We start from the raw sequence: 16,700 nt of genomic DNA on the forward strand, positions 1-16,700 counted from the left end.
GTTCTGTGGCCTCCCTGGCCGTCGACGACGCCCGACCTATCCGGACGTCACTTGTCCTTACGAGTGAAGAGCTTGGAGCACTGTACGGCGAGAGTGCAAGTACTTATGCTGACGAGTGATGTCGCGCGTGCGACGTGCCTACGACACCAGACCGGAGATGCCGAGATGACGGAGATCCAGCGCCCCGGAGCCCTCTACCAACAGGTGGCCGCCGCCATCCGGGAAGCGATCCTGTCGGGCGAGTTCGCCCCCGAGTCCCTGCTGCCGTCCGAAGCCCAGCTCATGGCCCGCTACGAGGTATCCCGCCCCACCGTCCGCAACGCCATCGCAGCCCTGCGCGCGGAAGGTCTGATCGATGTCCGGCACGGCAAGGGCAGCTTCGTACGCGCCGACGGACACCCCACGCTCGCCCTTGACCGCCGCATCCAGCACGCCCCTGGCGGACGGTTCGTGATGCCCGGGGGCGACGTCTGGGACGAGGCCGAGGAACCGAGCGTGCACCGCGCCCGCACGACGAAGGCGACCGGGCAGCTCCTCGGTCTGGGCGAGGAAGAGGAGCTGTTCGGCTGTGACCGTCTCCTGTCCGACGCCGCCACGGGCACACGGGCGATGCACCGGACGCTGATCCCCTTCGAGGTCGCTGAGAGTGTGCCGGCACTCGCCGAGGAGCCTGGTCAGCAGCCGACAGCCGTCTACGCCGTCTTGGCCGAGGCCGGGCACAAGCTGTGGTGGTCGGAGACGGTACGCGCCCGCATGCCGGTGCCGGACGAGCGCGCCACGCTCCAGCTCCCGGATGCGACCCCGATCCTGCACCTGTCCCGCATTACGCACGGCACCGACGACCGCCCGCTGATCCTCGAAGAACTCCGCATCGGAGCCGACCGCGCCGAAGCCGCCTACCGGATCACCGCCGACAAGCAGCCCACCCGACGCCGCCAGACCTGACCGGCGACGAGGATCGGTCGAAACCGCCTTCACTTCCTCAAGGGCGCGCCTGCGGCGCGCCGGGGTGCCCGGCCGCCCCGGCCGGGCGTGCGGCGTGGCCGCCGGTCCCGTCCGGTCGCCGGACGCCCCACACCGCAGCACGCCCGAGCAGCCGAGGCGACGACCGCCCGCCGGTAGCTGGGGCGTGGTGGGCTGGGGGTCGCCGGGCTCCGAGACTTTAGGCAGCCACCATGGGGCGAGCCTCGAAGAACAGGGGGCCCATCGGGCATAAACGCGGGCAGGACCAGTGCCCGCCCGATTCGCCGGGCGAGCGTAAGGCCCCCTGTTCACTCGCCCCATGGCAGCTCCCGCCCAAAGTCTCTCCACCCGACGACGTGCCCACCCGCACCGCTCACCCGCCACGGCACCCATCACCGCGCACCGCCGTCGTGGCCAGCCAGCGCCTCCAGGACCACGGCGAGCCGATCCGCCGCCTCCGGCCAGCCCGCCAAACGCACCACACCGCGCCCCGCCTCGTCCGCCGACGCCACGGCTCGCACCGCGGACAGCTCAAAGCCTGCACCCAGAAGCGCACGATTCAGCCGATCCGCAGACTCACGCGCCGACCGCCAACCCCCGACGTAATCGACCCCACGCACCCACAGACTCGACCCCGCGTCTGCGATGTCGTCGAGGCCGTCTCGAAGCCAATCCTCACCCGCGCTAGTCACTTGGCCACTCCCATCCGCTTAACCGACGGATCGTCAACTCTTCGTGGCCCGGGGCGTGTAGACAGCACAGCGACCCCGGTACCATCGGGCACCGGGGAACTCTGTGTCCCCTCCCGGACCACCCCGGTTGCTGCCAGGCGCGGGGGTGGTCCGGTCTCGGTATGAGGTTGTGAAGCGCGGCCCCTTGGCCGGGTGGGGAACCCGGTAGACAGTTCGCAAGGGACCGCGCCCCGTGGGCCGGAGAGGTCAGACTCCGGCCGGTGTCCGGGCCATCGCTCCGCTCCTGATCGCGAAGGAGGGTTCGGGAGGCGACGGCCCGGAGATCAACGAGGTGAGCCGGCCTCTGCTCCTTGGGCCACATCCATGCGGCACCACACCGTCTTGCCGCCGCCTTCTCCCGGCGTCCACCAGACAGCGGACGCCAGCCGCTGAACGATCAGCAGCCCTCGACCGTTGTCGGGCAGCACTGCCTCTGACAGCTCACCCATCAGCCCAGGCGAGAAGACATCTCCCACAGGGAGAAGCGGCGGTGTCGAGTCCTCATCCGTGACCCCGATGAAGAGCCACTTCGGCCACAGCTTGAAGCTCACGTCCATACGACGGGACCCGCCAGGCTGAGCCAGAGCAGCTTCCGGCACGACGTGATTCACCACGTTGCCGACCAGTTCCGAGACGATCAACCGAGCATCGTCCACCATGGCATCCGCGCCTGCGCCCCGCAGGAACACGGCCGTCATGTCTCGCGCCACGCGAGCCGAGTCGGCTGCCTCCGCAAAGAGGGTCACGGTCAGGAAGTGCCCTGCGGAGAGATCAGGCTTCGCGAACCAATGGGCGAACGCCTCGATCTCCGCACCCACGTGCTCGCGCTGCCGCGTTTTCCTCGCGTCCATGACGTCCCCTTGTCAGCTTCGACGGCCCCTTCCCGGACCACTTGCTACGCGGAAGCCAGTACACGGCGAACGGCTTCTGACCGGGAGTGTCCACCGGGGGGTTCAGATGAACACCGGCAAAGCCCGCGGGGGTTCACCAATGAACCCCCCAACTCGTCACGTTGTGACACGATGAACACTCGCCGTCATTTCTCGGGTTGGCAGGGGAGCATGAGCCGAGAGCCGAACGCGCAACTGATCGCCGTCATGAACGAAGCGCAGGTCTCGAACAAAGGGCTTGCGAAACGAATGAAGGACGCCGCAACGCAACGCGGCGTGCCCCTGGGAACCACTCACGTCGCCGTCCAGCGTTGGCGCGACGGCGCAGGCATCCAGCCTCAGACTGCAGCGATCATGGCCGATGTCCTCAGTGCCAAGCTGAACCGTCGCGTCACGCCCGGCGATCTTGGATTCTTCGATCACGCGAAGCAACCCACCCCGGACTCTGTCGGTTACCCGAGCACTGTCCCCGACGCGCTGTCCATGCTTGATGGACTAGCCCAGGAACGCGCCGAAGACACACCGGACGATGGAGGTCTGATCGTCGCCGACGTGGACCTGAGTTCCACCGTCCTGTCGTGGATGATCAGCAGGCCCGACGGCATCCAGGCCGACAGGCCGGCACACCAGCGCATCGGCATGCGCGACGTCCGGGCCATCCGAGACGCAGCGGACATGTTCATGCAGCTGGACTTCAAGTACGGAGGTGGCCACGGCCACCGCGCCTTACGCCACTACTTCCGGCACGAAGTCCTCCCCCTGCTCAGCGCGAGCTACAGCCAGAAGGTAGGCACCGCGCTCTACGGCGCAGCCGCCGAGGTGTCGCAGCTCCTCGCGTGGACCGCGTACGACACCGGCAACCACCGGCTCGCCCACCGCTACCTGACTTCCACATTGCGCCTGTCCCAGGTCATCGACGACCGCATGTTCGGCGCCCGCATCCTCGGCAACCTCAGCCACCAGGCCAACTACCTCGGCCACCACACCCAGGCCATCCAACTGGCCCGAGCCGCCGTCGAGGGAGCCAAGGGGAGAGCCACCCCACGTGCCATGGCGAACTACGCCGCCATGGAAGCGCGCGCCCTGTCGAACGCAGGCGACCGAATCGCCGCCGGACGCGCCATGAACGAAGCGGAACGCCACTTCGAGCGCGCAGACACCGGAGAAGACCCGGCTTGGCTGGGCTACTTCGACTCAGCGGAACTCATGGGCGAACTCTGCCACTGCTTCCGCGACCTCAAGATGCGCCGCGAAGCCGTCGAGCAGGCACAACGAGCCGTAGACAGCACCGACCCGAAGTACGCGCGCACACTAGGGTTCTGCCGCATGGTTCTTGCCCAGAGCCAGCTACTCAACGGCGAACTGGAAGCCGCCGTCCAGACAGCCAGCCTGGCCGTGGACGGCGGCGACAGCCTTCAGTCAAACCGCTTCCAGCGCTACGTCACCGACTTCCAGGCCGAGGTCAGCGGACACGGGGGCAACCCAGTGGTAGCCGCCTTCAACGACCAGGTACGCGATGCACTGGCCCGCCTGGACGACGACGAATAGCCCCCTACCAGGGACGCCAGTCCCGCGGAGCAGCGTCATCACGAAGCGCCGCGATGCGCCGGCGGTACTCCGCAGCCGTCCTCTCATCCTCCCGGATGTTCTGCATGAGCCACGTCGTCATACCGAACTCTTGAAGACCCCGCAGCGTCTCGTAACCGGGCCAGTCGTACAGGTCCCGCCCATACGCACTCACGAAGTCGGCGTACTGCTCGTCGCTCTGCCACCCAAGGCTGTGATGCTCAACAGCGGTGACCATCAGATCCCACTCAGGGTGGTCGTAACAGAAGGCCTCGAAGTCGATGAGCACCACCTGCCCACGGTCGTCCACCATGAGGTTTTGCACATGAGCATCCCCGTGCACCGGCCCCTTGGGCGTATCGAACCGCAGCTCCGCGTGCCGATCTTGAAGCTCACGCCACCGCTTCCGCAGGAACGAACGGTCATCCTCCGGAATCGGCGCACGGTCGATCCGCAGTTCCTGCTTACCGAAGGGGTCGAACCGAGGCAACTCCAGCCCGGCCGGAACCGTGAGCGAGTGAAGGCCACGCAACATGACACCTAGCTCGCCGTAGGTGGGCTTCCGGTCGCCCTCCACGATCCGGTGCCAAAACGTCACCGGGTGCCCGTGGATCAGCAGGGGTTGCTTAAGGTCCTCCACGATACGCGCCGCAGAGACTCCCTCCCGCTCCAACCACCGAGCAACGGCAACTTCCTTCTGCGCCGTCGCGAACCATTCCTGCCCCCGCGCCACACGCACGACCACCGGGACCTCAGCCAGCCTGAACAGCGCATTCTCACCGAGCCGAATCAACTCGGCGCCTCTGTCGTTGACCCCCGCCATCCGGCACGCGGCAACCAACACCCGCGAGACCGTCGCCGAGGAAAACCCTTCATCCGATCGAGCAGCGTCAACCGCCATGCCCGTACCAGCTCCCCTAGTCGCGCGCGATCACTCGGCGCACGCCTACGGGCGACCAACCCAGCGCGCACCTGACACGACCATGACGGTACCCATCGCAAGCAACCGCGGCGAGGGCCGCTAGCCCTACCGGCCCGTCAAGACTCCAGGAGCCCAAATCCGAACAGTGCCATCAACACCACCTGTTGCGATCAACGAGTGGTCATCGTCCATTTCCACCGCAGCGACTGCGGCGACTGCTCCATCGTGGCCGCTCCACGCAGCTACTTGATGACAAGAAACTGGGTTCCAGAAACGGACAACGCCATCATTTCCTGCCGTAACGATCAGCCTCTCTCCATCGGCCGAAGTAAAGGTCGTGACATCGTTTAGCGGCACTTGCGAACTGGCCATTTCGGCAACTTGTGAACCAGTAAAAGGATCCCAAATTCGGATTGTGCCGTCTCCACCAACCGTCACAATCAAATCTCTGTCGCCTTCAGACGGAAGTGTAACAATTGCACTCACCCACTTTTCGTGGCCCTTCAAGACTGCGAACAGATCTCCCGTCAACGGATCCCAGACGCAGACAGTGCCATCATCGCCTCCCGTGGCGATCCGAACCGAACCATCGCGCGATACAAACGAGGTAATAGCGTTGACCCAGCCGGCATGACCGACAAGGATAGCCAGCTCCGCACCAGACCCCATCTCCCAAACGCGAATAACTTTTTCATTTCCTGCTGTTACAAGTATCGTCCTACCGTCTGAGTCAATGAACGAACAGAGGGCACGAACCCAACCAGAAAACCCAGTACAAATAGCGAGTTCTACACCGTCCACTGGATCCCAGATTCGAACCGTGTAATCATCACTTCCCGTCGCAAGGAGCGTTCGGCCGTCTGAGCAGGGCACGGCAGTCACTGAACGAACCCAGTCGGAATGGCCAGTTAGCGTGGCAGTAACGGTTCCTGTTACGGAGTCCCAAATCTGAACGTTCGCATCATCTCCAGCGGAGACCATTTTGATATTTCCATCACGTCCACAAAAAACGGAGATTGCGCGCACCCAACTACTGTGAGACATAATGGGTATATTGATCACGTCGCCCTGAGTGCTCGACCAAGACGAACCCGACTGAGAGACGATTATATCCACAATAGGCAGCGGCAGTTCGAAGCGCCCGAAGGCTGTGCGTGTGGCGCTTCTTGCAATAGTGCCTGGATTAAGGAGTCCGAGAACTCGACTGCCTGCCAAATCCTCCCACGCCTCTTTGCCTCCTAACCCAGAATGAACAGGGAGAAACTGAGAAGCGTAAGGATTTACATGAGGCACAGGAAGACGTCTCTCGATCTCCAATGTCAAGCGACCTGAGATGGCTCGATGCATTCGGCTCGTAGCTGAAACAGACAGCGATTGGGCAAAGTGCTCGTCAAACGTGTGATGAGCCAGCCGATACACGCTTTGCCCTGAATCAGCATCGAGCGCAATATAAGGCGATGCAGCCTTGAGGAGAGCCTCAATATCACCATCTGATACTGATACCGGGGTTTCCAACTCAGCCGCCAGAGAGGAGGCTACGCAGGACCACAGCCCATCACGAATGGGAAGTCCGCTTCCCTGAGCCAGGGATAGAGAGAAAAGCAGTGACCGGTTCACCGGAGAAATTTTCGCAAGACGCTCCACAGCATATGCAAATAGTTGACGATGATCGCTTTCTAGTAGAGCGTTCACATCGTGCATAATTTCAGGACTCTGAATAAGTTCGTGGACAGCCAGGCGCGCGTACAAGAACTCCCTATCCAATGACCCGATCGCTTTCGCCACGGCTTCTATTTGTGACACTTCTCCTGCCAAGGTCCCCTTGCTGTGGGCAGCCATCAGTCGCCGTCGCACATACCGCTTCATGGCCTCGCTATCCCGACCAACGGTTACAACCGTATGCGTGGTTCCGACTACGAGAGCTTCGATCAACTCGGGATGCTTGGATGTTGGCAAGTCGGGCCCCTCCCGTGTTGAACCACGCGTGCCAACAAGGACGCGAACGCCCGGCAGCTCTGCTAGAGGCGCGAGGATCTCTCGGGCGATCACGAGAGGAAGTCGCGCCTCATCTAGCGCATCAACGAGAATCACGAAAGGGCGATGAGGCCTGAGGAAATTGCGCTTGCGGCTTCGTCGCAACCTTGCTGAGAGTGAAGCTATCTGTGCTGTGACTGGCATCCGTTCATCCGGCACATCGACAGCTGCCGCTTCAGCGATACGAACTATAAGATCCCTAGGCGTGGCCCCAGTAAGATGGATTACGGCGTCAAAGTGAGTAATTGGTCTAGGCGTGTCAGCCGGCAGGGGGTTCAGTTGCCCCGCCCGCTCCAAGATCCCATGCAAGTCAGGTCGCGTGTGAACGAGAATATGGCCCAATAGGGCTGACTTTCCGGATCCTGCCGCTCCAGTCACTACAAGCATCCCTTGGCGAGCACCGTCAAGCCAGGAGAGGATCTCTCGTCTTTCATTTTCCCTCCCTTCGAAATACCAGGCCTGTTCGCCAAGCTCCGCACCTCTTGCTTTCGGTATAAAATGCCTCCTCTCGTCATCAGGGAGCCCCTCCAGAACAGATTCAATTTCGGCTAGTACATCGAGAGAGGTATGCAATTTGCCCGCAAGGGCTGGCCATCGTCTACGCAGGAACGCTTGCCCTGTATCAGTATGTGGAATTGCTGGGCAGCCATGCAGGTTTCGGTTGAGTTCAGTTGCGAGATCTCTCAAATCGATTGCATCTTGAGCAGGGAAAGTCACATTCAGCACGGTGGTCAGCGCTCTTCGAAATTCTCCCAGATTGGCCGTTCCATCCTTCGAAGTGGCTACCAAAAGGAAGTTCTCTGAGCCCGTAGGGTTAAGATGTGCATAGGCACTCATCAACTGCACGAACCGCGCAGATTTACAGGCATCAATTACAACTATCGCCCAGCCGCTGCCATTTTTGTGCCCCTGTCGTGCAGCAAGCGACCGGACCAACTCCTCAGGTCCCATCCCGTTGGCAGTCAAAGGACGTGGACTCAGTGCGTGAGCGAGAAGGGCCGTAGGCCCGTCATCGCTCTCCCCGTGTCCTACCCAGTACAGGAAGGTGTCGCTATCCGAACTCGGATTCGACCATACATGTAGTCGCTCATGAATGGCGTCAGATCCCCGCTGTTCTTCCGGAACCTCCCATCTATCGATCTCTGCTCCAAAGGAGCGGAGCAGTTCAGCAACTCCATCAATCTCTGGTTGGGATTCTAGCGGCGGGTGGTAAAGGTAACTCCCAATACCTACCGGAAAGAACTGAAGTGGTCTGCTGTCAACGTCGTCAATCATTGTAAGATCCATGTGCGCTATTTAGCATGTGCGGCTGCGTCGATTGCCAAGACGAGTTGCGTAACGGGAGCGTTTCCGCCTGAGGATACTGATACTCGGTATAGTCCTGGTTCGCGTACAGCAGTCCGAGCTACAATTTCGCCATCTTTCCATCCCAAACGTGGGACAGCTACCTGTCTCAAGGTGTCGGCCTCGTACACACCGCAGCGAATTCCTGCATGCGTATCCGCCTCAGTCGACAGGCGAATCACCCACTCGGTTCCGACGTATACAAAATCAGGGACCGACAACCCTACTTCTCCGGTCCCCATTGGCGGCCCTAGTTCCTGATCATGTTCAGTTAGGACCGCCCGGATGAAATCAATGACAACGCTGTTCTTAGCGAGCGCACCATGCTGCAATGGAAGCGCAGTTACTGACACCCCCGGAAGGTAGGCAGAATCACGATAGACCGTTCCATCACCCCTACGATCTCTGCGGCGGGGGATGCCGTTTTCGTCACGCGCTATTTCTCCGTCGGCTCCTCTCTCGAACGATACGTATTGCTCATGCACCACTCCCGCTTCAAGGCGGAGGCTCTGACTTGTCGGTTGTGTTACTCCCACGACGGCGCGGTGAGTACTCGCTTTTAGCGGGCCTGCGTCCAGGGAACGCATTCTTTGCTGAAAGGCTTGCGCACTATGCGCTAGTTCTTTGTCTCCGCCAATCGCGGCAACATCACTTGGCGTCAATCTAGCAATGTCGAGCCCTCCGTCAACACAACGGTAATCTGGGAGTAGATCATATACACCAGGTAGCGACGAGGCAAGTGCCTGCATCTGCTTTCGCGGCAGCGCAGAGATTGATTCTGATCGATTTCCGTTCAGCATTACCGCAGTCTTTACAGAGCCGAGAAATGGAGTTCCGAGTGTGATCACGGTGCGCACTTCGGCGGCGAGTTCCGGGAAATGAGAGAGCGCCGCTCGGGTGACCAATCCTCCCATTGAATGAGCAACGATCACCAGCTGGGCGGGTCGCTCGTCAACATGCAATCGACGGCCTAGTGAATGCGCCTCCGATGCACGCCAATTCGTTAGGTGTCGGTGAGCTGCCTCAGCAAGAGCGACACCATTTACGGACACAGGCAATCGCCAGTCGTAGGCAAATGGAAGGACAGCAGTCGGATCTGTGACCGTCTCTTCAACCGCCCGGACAAGGTCACCGTACGGCTCGAAGCCTTGCAGAAACGGCGCCCAAGCAGGGAAACGTAGAAGCTCAGTGGCGCTAATACGCCCGTAGTTGCCAGAACGCTCGTCAGCAGTCAGGTGCAGGGGTTGAAGACCGTTAGACCTCGACCAGGCTGAGCGGAGCCACCTGAGATCACGAAGGCCCCAGACGTGTTCGCCCGTCACAGTGTCGCGGAGGGCACTTCCCATGATCCCTGGAACGATGATCACTGCGTCATGTGTACGGTCCGGCGTAACGTCCGGTGCGGCCGACCACGGCGTTACGCTGTCGATCCCCCGTTGTGTCATAGCTTGTGACACTAACTAGTCTCAAGGGCTCAAGGAAGCGAAATCGACGCACTGAGACCATCGTTCTAGGCCACGTAGGTCATGATCTATGTGTCGTTGTCAGGACATAACCAACGGCCCAGCGCTCTGAACGGACGAGGTCAGGCCCCCTGCAGAGACTCGGTCACTTCGGGCCTACGGCTCCGGAGGGGACCGTCAACCTGACTCGCCGCCGTCGGGAGATCTAGTCGGTCTGACCAGCCGACTCACAGGCTTCGAGGGCCCCAGGCTTCCATACGGCAGCTAGACCCACTCCACCTCGGACTGGATGCTCGCGTGGCCGCCTGCGGCCGGCAGAGCCGTTCGGAGAGCGTCTCGGTTCGACTGCCGTGCCTTCACCGCCCCAAGCGAACCGACCACCGCGGCCACCTCATCCTCTGTGGCGTCCGCCACAGCCTCAGCGATGCGCCGCAGTGGCTCAGTCATCCCCAACTCCCCCGTATCTGCAGGTCAGTCTGACTTCTTGACCGTCAGCGGCAGCAGCTTCTTGCCCGTCGGGCCCGTTTGCGGCCATGTGTCGAACTGGGGGCACACCCCGCAGTCGAAGCACGGGGTCCAGCGGCAGTCGTCGACCTCGGTCTCGTCGAGGGCGTCCTGCCAGTCCTCCCAGAGCCACTCCTTGTCGAGGCCGGAGTCGAGGTGGTCCCAGGGGAGGACCTCCTCGTAGCCGCGCTCGCGGGTGGTGTACCAGTCGACGTCGACGCCGGTCGGCTCCAGGGCCTTGTCGGCGCAGGCCATCCAGCGGTCGTAGGAGAAGTGCTCGCGCCAGCCGTCGAAGCGGCCGCCGTCGTCGTAGACGGCGCGGATGACGGCGCCGAGGCGGCGGTCGCCGCGGGAGAGGAGGCCCTCGACGATGCCGGGCTTGCCGTCGTGGTAGCGGAAGCCGATGGAGCGGCCGTACTTCTTGTCGCCGCGGATCTTGTCGCGGAGCTTCTGGAGGCGGGCGTCGGTCTCCTCGGCGGAGAGCTGCGGGGCCCACTGGAAGGGGGTGTGGGGCTTGGGGACGAAGCCGCCGATCGAGACCGTGCAGCGGATGTCGCCGGAGCCGGAGACCTCGCGGCCCTTGGCGATGACGCGGGTGGCCATGTCGGCGATCTGGAGGACGTCGTCGTCGGTCTCGGTGGGCAGGCCGCACATGAAGTACAGCTTCACCTGGCGCCAGCCGTTGCCGTAGGCCGTGGCGACGGTCCGGATGAGGTCGTCCTCCGAGACCATCTTGTTGATGACCTTGCGGATGCGCTCGGAGCCGCCCTCGGGGGCGAAGGTGAGTCCGGAGCGGCGGCCGTTGCGGGTCAGCTCGTTGGCCAGGTCGATGTTGAAGGCGTCGACGCGGGTGGAGGGGAGGGACAGGCCGATCTTGTCCTCCTCGTACCGGTCGGCGAGGCCCTTGGCGACGTCGGCGATCTCCGTGTGGTCGGCGGAGGAGAGGGAGAGGAGGCCGACCTCCTCGAAGCCGGTGGCCTTGAGGCCCTTGTCGACCATCTCGCCGATGCCGGTGATGGAGCGCTCGCGCACCGGGCGGGTGATCATGCCGGCCTGGCAGAAGCGGCAGCCGCGGGTGCAGCCGCGGAAGATCTCCACGGACATGCGCTCGTGGACGGTCTCGGCGAGCGGGACGAGGGGCTGCTTGGGGTAGGGCCACTCGTCGAGGTCCATGACGGTGTGCTTGCTGACCCGCCACGGGACGCCGGAGCGGTTGGGGACGACGCGGGCGATACGGCCGTCGGGGAGGTACTCGACGTCGTAGAAACCGGGGACGTAGACGCCGCCGGTCTTGGCCAGGCGCAGGAGGAGTTCCTCGCGGCCGCCGGGGCGGCCCTCGGCCTTCCAGGCGCGGATGATCGCGGTGACTTCCAGGACGGCCTGCTCGCCGTCGCCGATGACGGCGCAGTCGATGAAGTCGGCGATCGGCTCGGGGTTGAAGGCGGCGTGGCCGCCGGCCAGGACGACCGGGTCGTCGATGCCGCGGTCCTTCGCCTCCAGGGGGATGCCCGCCAGGTCCAGGGCGGTGAGCATGTTGGTGTAGCCCAGCTCCGTGGAGAAGGAGAGGCCGAAGACGTCGAAGGCGCCGACCGGGCGGTGGCTGTCGACGGTGAACTGCGGGACGGAGTGCTCCCGCATCAGCTCCTCCAGGTCCGGCCACACGCTGTAGGTGCGCTCGGCGAGGACGCCCTGCTGCTCGTTGAGCACCTCGTAGAGGATCATGACGCCCTGGTTGGGCAGGCCGACCTCGTAGGCGTCGGGGTACATCAGGGCCCAGCGGACGTCGCAGGATTCCCAGTCCTTGACCGTGGAGTTCAGCTCTCCGCCGACGTATTGGATCGGCTTCTGCACATGCGGGAGCAGGGCTTCGAGCTGCGGAAACACGGACTCGGCGGCCTGGGTGGCTTCGGCAGGCATCTCACGGGACCTTTGTGTGCGGACAGGGGGGACCATCCAGCCTAACCCGGCCGGGACGGTCCCCTTTACCGCTCACCGGGCGGGTGCCGGGCTACGCCGACATGGGTCTCTGCACGGTGATCGACTGGAGCAGGCCGACCGCTATCCACACGGCGAACATGGAGGAGCCGCCGTAGGAGACGAAGGGCAGGGGCAGGCCGGTGACCGGCATGATGCCGAGCGTCATGCCGACGTTCTCGAAGGTCTGGAAGGCGAACCAGGCGACGATCCCGGCGGCGACGACCGTGCCGTACAGGTCGGGGGTGCCGCGGGCGATCTTGCAGGCGCGCCAGAGGACCACGCCGAGCAGGGCGATGATGAGGCCCGCGCCGAGGAAGCCCAGTTCCTCGCCGGCGACGGTGAAGACGAAGTCGGTCTGCTGTTCGGGGACGAACCGGCCGGTGGTCTGGGAGCCGTGGAAGAGGCCGGAGCCGGTGAGTCCGCCGGAGCCGATGGCGATGCGGGCCTGGTTGGTGTTGTAGCCGACGCCCGCGGGGTCGAGGGCGGGGTTGGCGAAGGCGGCGAAGCGGGCGATCTGGTACTCGTCCAGGATGCCGAGCTGCCACACGGCGAGCGCCCCGGCGGTGCCGGCGCCGAGCAGTCCGAAGATCCAGCGGTTGCTGGCGCCGGAGGCGAGCAGGATGCCGAGCACGATGATGACCATGACCATGACCGACCCGAGGTCGGGCATGAGCATCACGATGAGCATCGGCACGGTGGCCAGGCCCAGGGCCTGGAGCACGGTGCGGTGGTCGGGGTGGGGCCGGTCCCCCGCGTCGACGCGTGCGGCCAGCAGCATCGCCATGCCCAGGATGATGGTGATCTTCACGAACTCCGAGGGCTGGAGGGAGAAGCCTCCGGGGAGCTTGATCCAGGAGTGGGCGCCGTTGATGGTCGAGCCGAGCGGGGTGAGCACCAGCAGGATCAGGAAGACGGAGGCGCCGTAGAGGAGCGGCACGGCGGTGCGCAGGGCGCGGTGGCCGAGCCAGACGGTGGCGACCATCAGGGCGAGGCCGATGCCGGTGTTCAGGAGGTGCCGGGTGAGGAAGTAGTACTGGTCGCCCTGGTTGAGTTCGGTGCGGTTGCGGGTCGCGGAGTAGACGAGCAGCGAGCCCATCAGGGACAGCGCCACGGCGGCCAGCAGTATCGGCCAGTCGAGCCGCCGCGCCATGGAGTCCCGGGCGAAGAGGCGGGTCCAGCCGGCCTTCTCGGGGCCGTAGCCGGAGACCTGGAAGCTGTTGGCCCCGGTCATGCGCGCGCCCCCCGGCTTCTCGCGTTGCCGCCCCGCCGGGCGCCGCGGGCGCCGCCTCGGCGTCGGTGGCGGCGGGTGTCGCGGTTCTGGCCGTTCTGGTTGGGGGTGGTCGCCGGCTGGTCGCCTTCCTCCACGGGGGCGTACTCCTCGTCCGGGGAGGCCTTCTCGTCGGGCTGGAGTTCCTTGACGACGTCCCCCGGCATCTTCGGCGAGAGGATGGTGCCGTCCGTCTTGATCTTCGGAAGGCTCGCCTGCGGCTTGGGCAGCAGGGCCTTCTTCGGGTCGATGTCGCCGTCGTCGGAGACGCCGTACAGCGCGTCGTAGATGTTGCGGACGGCGGGGCCCGAGGCGCCGGAGCCGGTGCCGCCCTGGGAGATCGTCATGACGATCGAGTAGTCCTTGGTGTACGTGGCGAACCAGGACGTGGTCTGCTTGCCGTAGACCTCGGCGGTACCGGTCTTGGCGTGCATCGGGATCTTTTCCTGCGGCCAGCCCACCTGGGCGAACCGCCAGGCGGCGGTGCCCCGGCTGGCGACGCCGGCGAGGGCCTCGTCCATCTTGGCCAGCGTGGTCTTGCTTATGGGCAGCTTGCCGTGCGCCGTGGGCCGGATCTCGCGGACGTTCTTGCCGTCGGGGCTGACGACGGCCTTGCCGATGGTCGGGTCGTAGAGGGTGCCGCCGTTGGAGATGGCCGAGTAGATGGTGGCCATCTGGATGGGGGTGACGAGGGTGTCGCCCTGGCCGATGGAGTAGTTGATGGAGTCACCGGCGCGCATCTTGTTGCCTTCGAGGCAGTTCTCGTACGCGATCTTCTCGACGTAGGAGCCGTCCTTCTTGCCGGACTTGCACCAGGCGTCCTTGTTGGCCTTCCAGTAGTCCTGCTTCCACTGGCGGTCGGGGACGCGGCCGGTGACCTCGTTGGGGAGGTCGATGCCGGTCTTGGCGCCGAGGCCGAACTGGTGGGCGGCCTTGTAGAAGTAGTCGTTGGGGTGCTTGGGGTTCATCCCGCCGTCCTTCTTCCACTCCTGGTGGGACAGGCGGTAGAAGACGGTGTCGCAGGAGAGCTCCAGGGCGCGGCCGATGCTGATCATGCCTTCGTTGGCCGACTCGAAGTTCTTGAAGACCTGGCCGCCGACGTCGTAGGCGCTGGAGCAGTCGTAGTTGCCGTCGAAGTCGTAGCCGGCCTCGACCGCGGCGGCCGAGGAGACCACCTTGAAGATGGAGCCGGGGGCCGCCTGGCCCTGGATGGCGCGGTTGAGCAGCGGGTAGTTGGAGTCCTTGCCGGTGAGCTTCTTGTAGTCCTTGGCGGAGATGCCGCCGACCCAGGCGTTGGGGTCGTAGTCGGGGTTGGAGGCCATGGCGACGACGCGGCCGGTCTTGGCCTCCATCACCACGACCGCGCCGGAGTCGGCCTCGTAGGTGCGGTTGGTGTTGCGGTCCATCTCCTTGCGGGCGGCCTTCATCGCCTCGTTCAGCTCGTACTCGGCGACCCGCTGGACGCGGGCGTCGATGCTGGTGACGAGGTTGGAGCCGGGGGTGCCCGCGTCGGACTCGGCCTCGCCGATGACGCGGCCGAGGTTGTCGACCTCGTAGCGGGTGACGCCGGCCTTGCCGCGCAGGGCCTTGTCGTACTGGCGCTCCAGGCCGGAGCGGCCGACCTGGTCGGAGCGCAGGTAGGGCGAGTCGGTGTCCTGGGCCTGCTGCAGTTCCTCGTCGGTGACCGGCGAGAGGTAGCCGAGCACCTGGGCGGTGTTGGACTTGCCGGGCGCGGCGTAGCGGCGTACGGCCATGGGTTCGGCGGTGATGCCGGGGAAGTCCTCGGCGCGCTCGCGGATCTGCAGGGCCTGCTTGACGGTGGCCTCGTCGGTGACGGGGATCGGCTGGTAGGGCGAGCCGTTCCAGCAGGGCTGGGGGGTCTCGGCGTCGCAGAGCCGGACCTTGTCGATGACGTCCTGGGGCTTCATGCCGAGGACGCCGGCGAGCTTGGTGAGGACGGCCTTGCCGTCGTCCTGCATCTTCAGCAGGTCGGTACGGGAGGCGGAGACGACGAGCCGGGTCTCGTTGTCGGCGAGGGCGACCCCGCGGGCGTCCAGGATCGAGCCGCGGGTGGCGGGCTGGACGACCTGCTGGACGTGGTTGCCGGAGGCTTCCTCGGCGTATTCGTCGCCCTGGCGGATCTGGAGGTACCAGAGCCGTCCGCCGAGGGTGGCGAGGAGGGAGAGGACGAGGATCTGGATGACGACGAGCCGGGTCCGGACGCGGGTGCTGCGGCCGGTCTCGGGAATGTTAGTCATGGGCGCGGCCCATCCGGTTGAGGGTGGTGGCGGGCGACGGGTGGGCGGTCACTGCTGCCTCCCCCTGACGAAGTAGGTACTGGTGTGCTGGCAGGCCGTCACAGCCGCTTGACCCCCTTGATGCGTCCGGCGCGGGCGACGCGCGCGCGTGCCGCCTTCACCCGCAGTCCGTTGCGCTGCCTTCCGATGCGCAGGCCGGTGCCTCCGGAGAGCCAGCCGGAGGAGATGTCGGGGCTCTGGGCGGCGGAGTTGGTGTCGGCCAGCGGGTCGTGTTCGGCGCGCCGGGCGAGCGCCATGATGCCGGGGACGACGAAGGGCGCGAGCAGCAGGTCGTACAGGGCGGCCGTGAACAGCAGGCTGGGCAGGCCGACGTGGCGGGCGGCGGTGTCGCCGACGAGGGAACCGACGCCGGCGTAGAGCAGGGTGGTGCCGATGGCGGCGGCGACCACGACGACCATGGGGCCGGTGGCCGAGCGGAGCCGTCCGTTGTCCGGTCTGGCGAGACCGGCGAGGTAGCCGATGACGCAGAGCACGAGGGCGTAGCGGCCGGCGGCGTGGTCGGCGGGCGGGGCGAGGTCGGCGAGGAGTCCGGCGCCGAAGCCGACGAGGGCGCCGCCGACGTGGCCGTAGACCAGGGCGAGGCCCAGGACGGTGAGCAGCAGCAGGTCGGGGACGGCGCCGGGCAGGTGGAGGCGGGCGAGGACGCTGACCTGGATCACCAGGGCGACGACGACCAGGGCGACGGACAGCAGGATCCGGTTGACGCGCATGGGGTGAAGGC

The 16,700-nt window shown here is 64.8% G+C and carries 11 protein-coding genes; 2 read left to right on the forward strand and 9 right to left on the reverse strand.

What is annotated here, in order from left to right; genetic code table 11:
* Nucleotides 1-165 precede the first annotated feature (165 nt).
* Nucleotides 166-945: a GntR family transcriptional regulator gene (locus ACZ56V_RS06855; protein ID WP_468939881.1), complete on the forward strand. Its 780-nt coding sequence runs from the start codon at nucleotides 166-168 to the stop codon at nucleotides 943-945.
* 410 nt (nucleotides 946-1,355) lie between these two features.
* Here ACZ56V_RS06855 and ACZ56V_RS06860 read toward each other — a convergent pair whose 3' ends face one another.
* Complete coding sequence (locus tag ACZ56V_RS06860; protein WP_468939884.1) at nucleotides 1,356-1,655, reverse strand: hypothetical protein; 300 nt, start codon at nucleotides 1,653-1,655, stop codon at nucleotides 1,356-1,358.
* Nucleotides 1,656-1,978: 323 nt separating this feature from the next.
* Complete coding sequence (locus ACZ56V_RS06865; protein WP_468939886.1) at nucleotides 1,979-2,545, reverse strand: ATP-binding protein; 567 nt, start codon at nucleotides 2,543-2,545, stop codon at nucleotides 1,979-1,981.
* A 210-nt stretch (nucleotides 2,546-2,755) separates the two neighbouring features.
* On the opposite strand from ACZ56V_RS06865, the gene ACZ56V_RS06870 reads away from it, so the two are divergent.
* Nucleotides 2,756-4,132, forward strand: a complete 1,377-nt coding sequence (locus tag ACZ56V_RS06870) for a sporulation protein (protein WP_468939889.1) — start codon at nucleotides 2,756-2,758, stop codon at nucleotides 4,130-4,132.
* 4 nt (nucleotides 4,133-4,136) lie between these two features.
* Here the strand turns inward: ACZ56V_RS06870 and ACZ56V_RS06875 are convergent, their stop codons facing one another.
* The 7 genes from ACZ56V_RS06875 to mreD form a co-directional block, all read right to left on the reverse strand.
* Nucleotides 4,137-5,051, reverse strand: a complete 915-nt coding sequence (locus ACZ56V_RS06875) for a phosphotransferase enzyme family protein (protein WP_468939892.1) — start codon at nucleotides 5,049-5,051, stop codon at nucleotides 4,137-4,139.
* Nucleotides 5,052-5,177: 126 nt separating this feature from the next.
* A complete protein-coding gene (locus ACZ56V_RS06880) occupies nucleotides 5,178-8,381 on the reverse strand; it encodes an AAA family ATPase (RefSeq protein WP_468939895.1) in 3,204 nt (1,067 codons plus the stop codon).
* 17 nt (nucleotides 8,382-8,398) lie between these two features.
* On the reverse strand, nucleotides 8,399-9,895 hold the full coding sequence (locus ACZ56V_RS06885) for an alpha/beta hydrolase (protein ID WP_468939898.1): 1,497 nt from the start codon (nucleotides 9,893-9,895) through the stop codon (nucleotides 8,399-8,401).
* 489 nt (nucleotides 9,896-10,384) lie between these two features.
* Nucleotides 10,385-12,334, reverse strand: coding sequence for a TIGR03960 family B12-binding radical SAM protein (locus ACZ56V_RS06890; RefSeq protein ID WP_398910916.1), 1,950 nt, complete (start codon nucleotides 12,332-12,334; stop codon nucleotides 10,385-10,387).
* A gap of 91 nt (nucleotides 12,335-12,425) precedes the next feature.
* Nucleotides 12,426-13,625 (reverse strand): rod shape-determining protein RodA, encoded by a 1,200-nt coding sequence (gene rodA, locus ACZ56V_RS06895; protein ID WP_104633582.1) that lies wholly within the window; start codon nucleotides 13,623-13,625, stop codon nucleotides 12,426-12,428.
* Nucleotides 13,622-15,919, reverse strand: a complete 2,298-nt coding sequence (gene mrdA / locus ACZ56V_RS06900; protein ID WP_468939902.1) for a penicillin-binding protein 2 — start codon at nucleotides 15,917-15,919, stop codon at nucleotides 13,622-13,624. The genes rodA and mrdA overlap by 4 nt, the downstream gene beginning before the upstream one ends.
* Before the next feature lie 98 nt (nucleotides 15,920-16,017).
* Nucleotides 16,018-16,689 carry a rod shape-determining protein MreD gene (gene mreD, locus ACZ56V_RS06905; RefSeq protein WP_398910912.1) on the reverse strand — a complete coding sequence of 224 codons (672 nt, stop codon included), beginning with the start codon at nucleotides 16,687-16,689 and terminating at the stop codon, nucleotides 16,018-16,020.
* Between the last annotated feature and the right edge of the window lie 11 nt (nucleotides 16,690-16,700).

It is taken from the genome of Streptomyces sp. NPDC034099 (genome assembly GCF_055575415.1).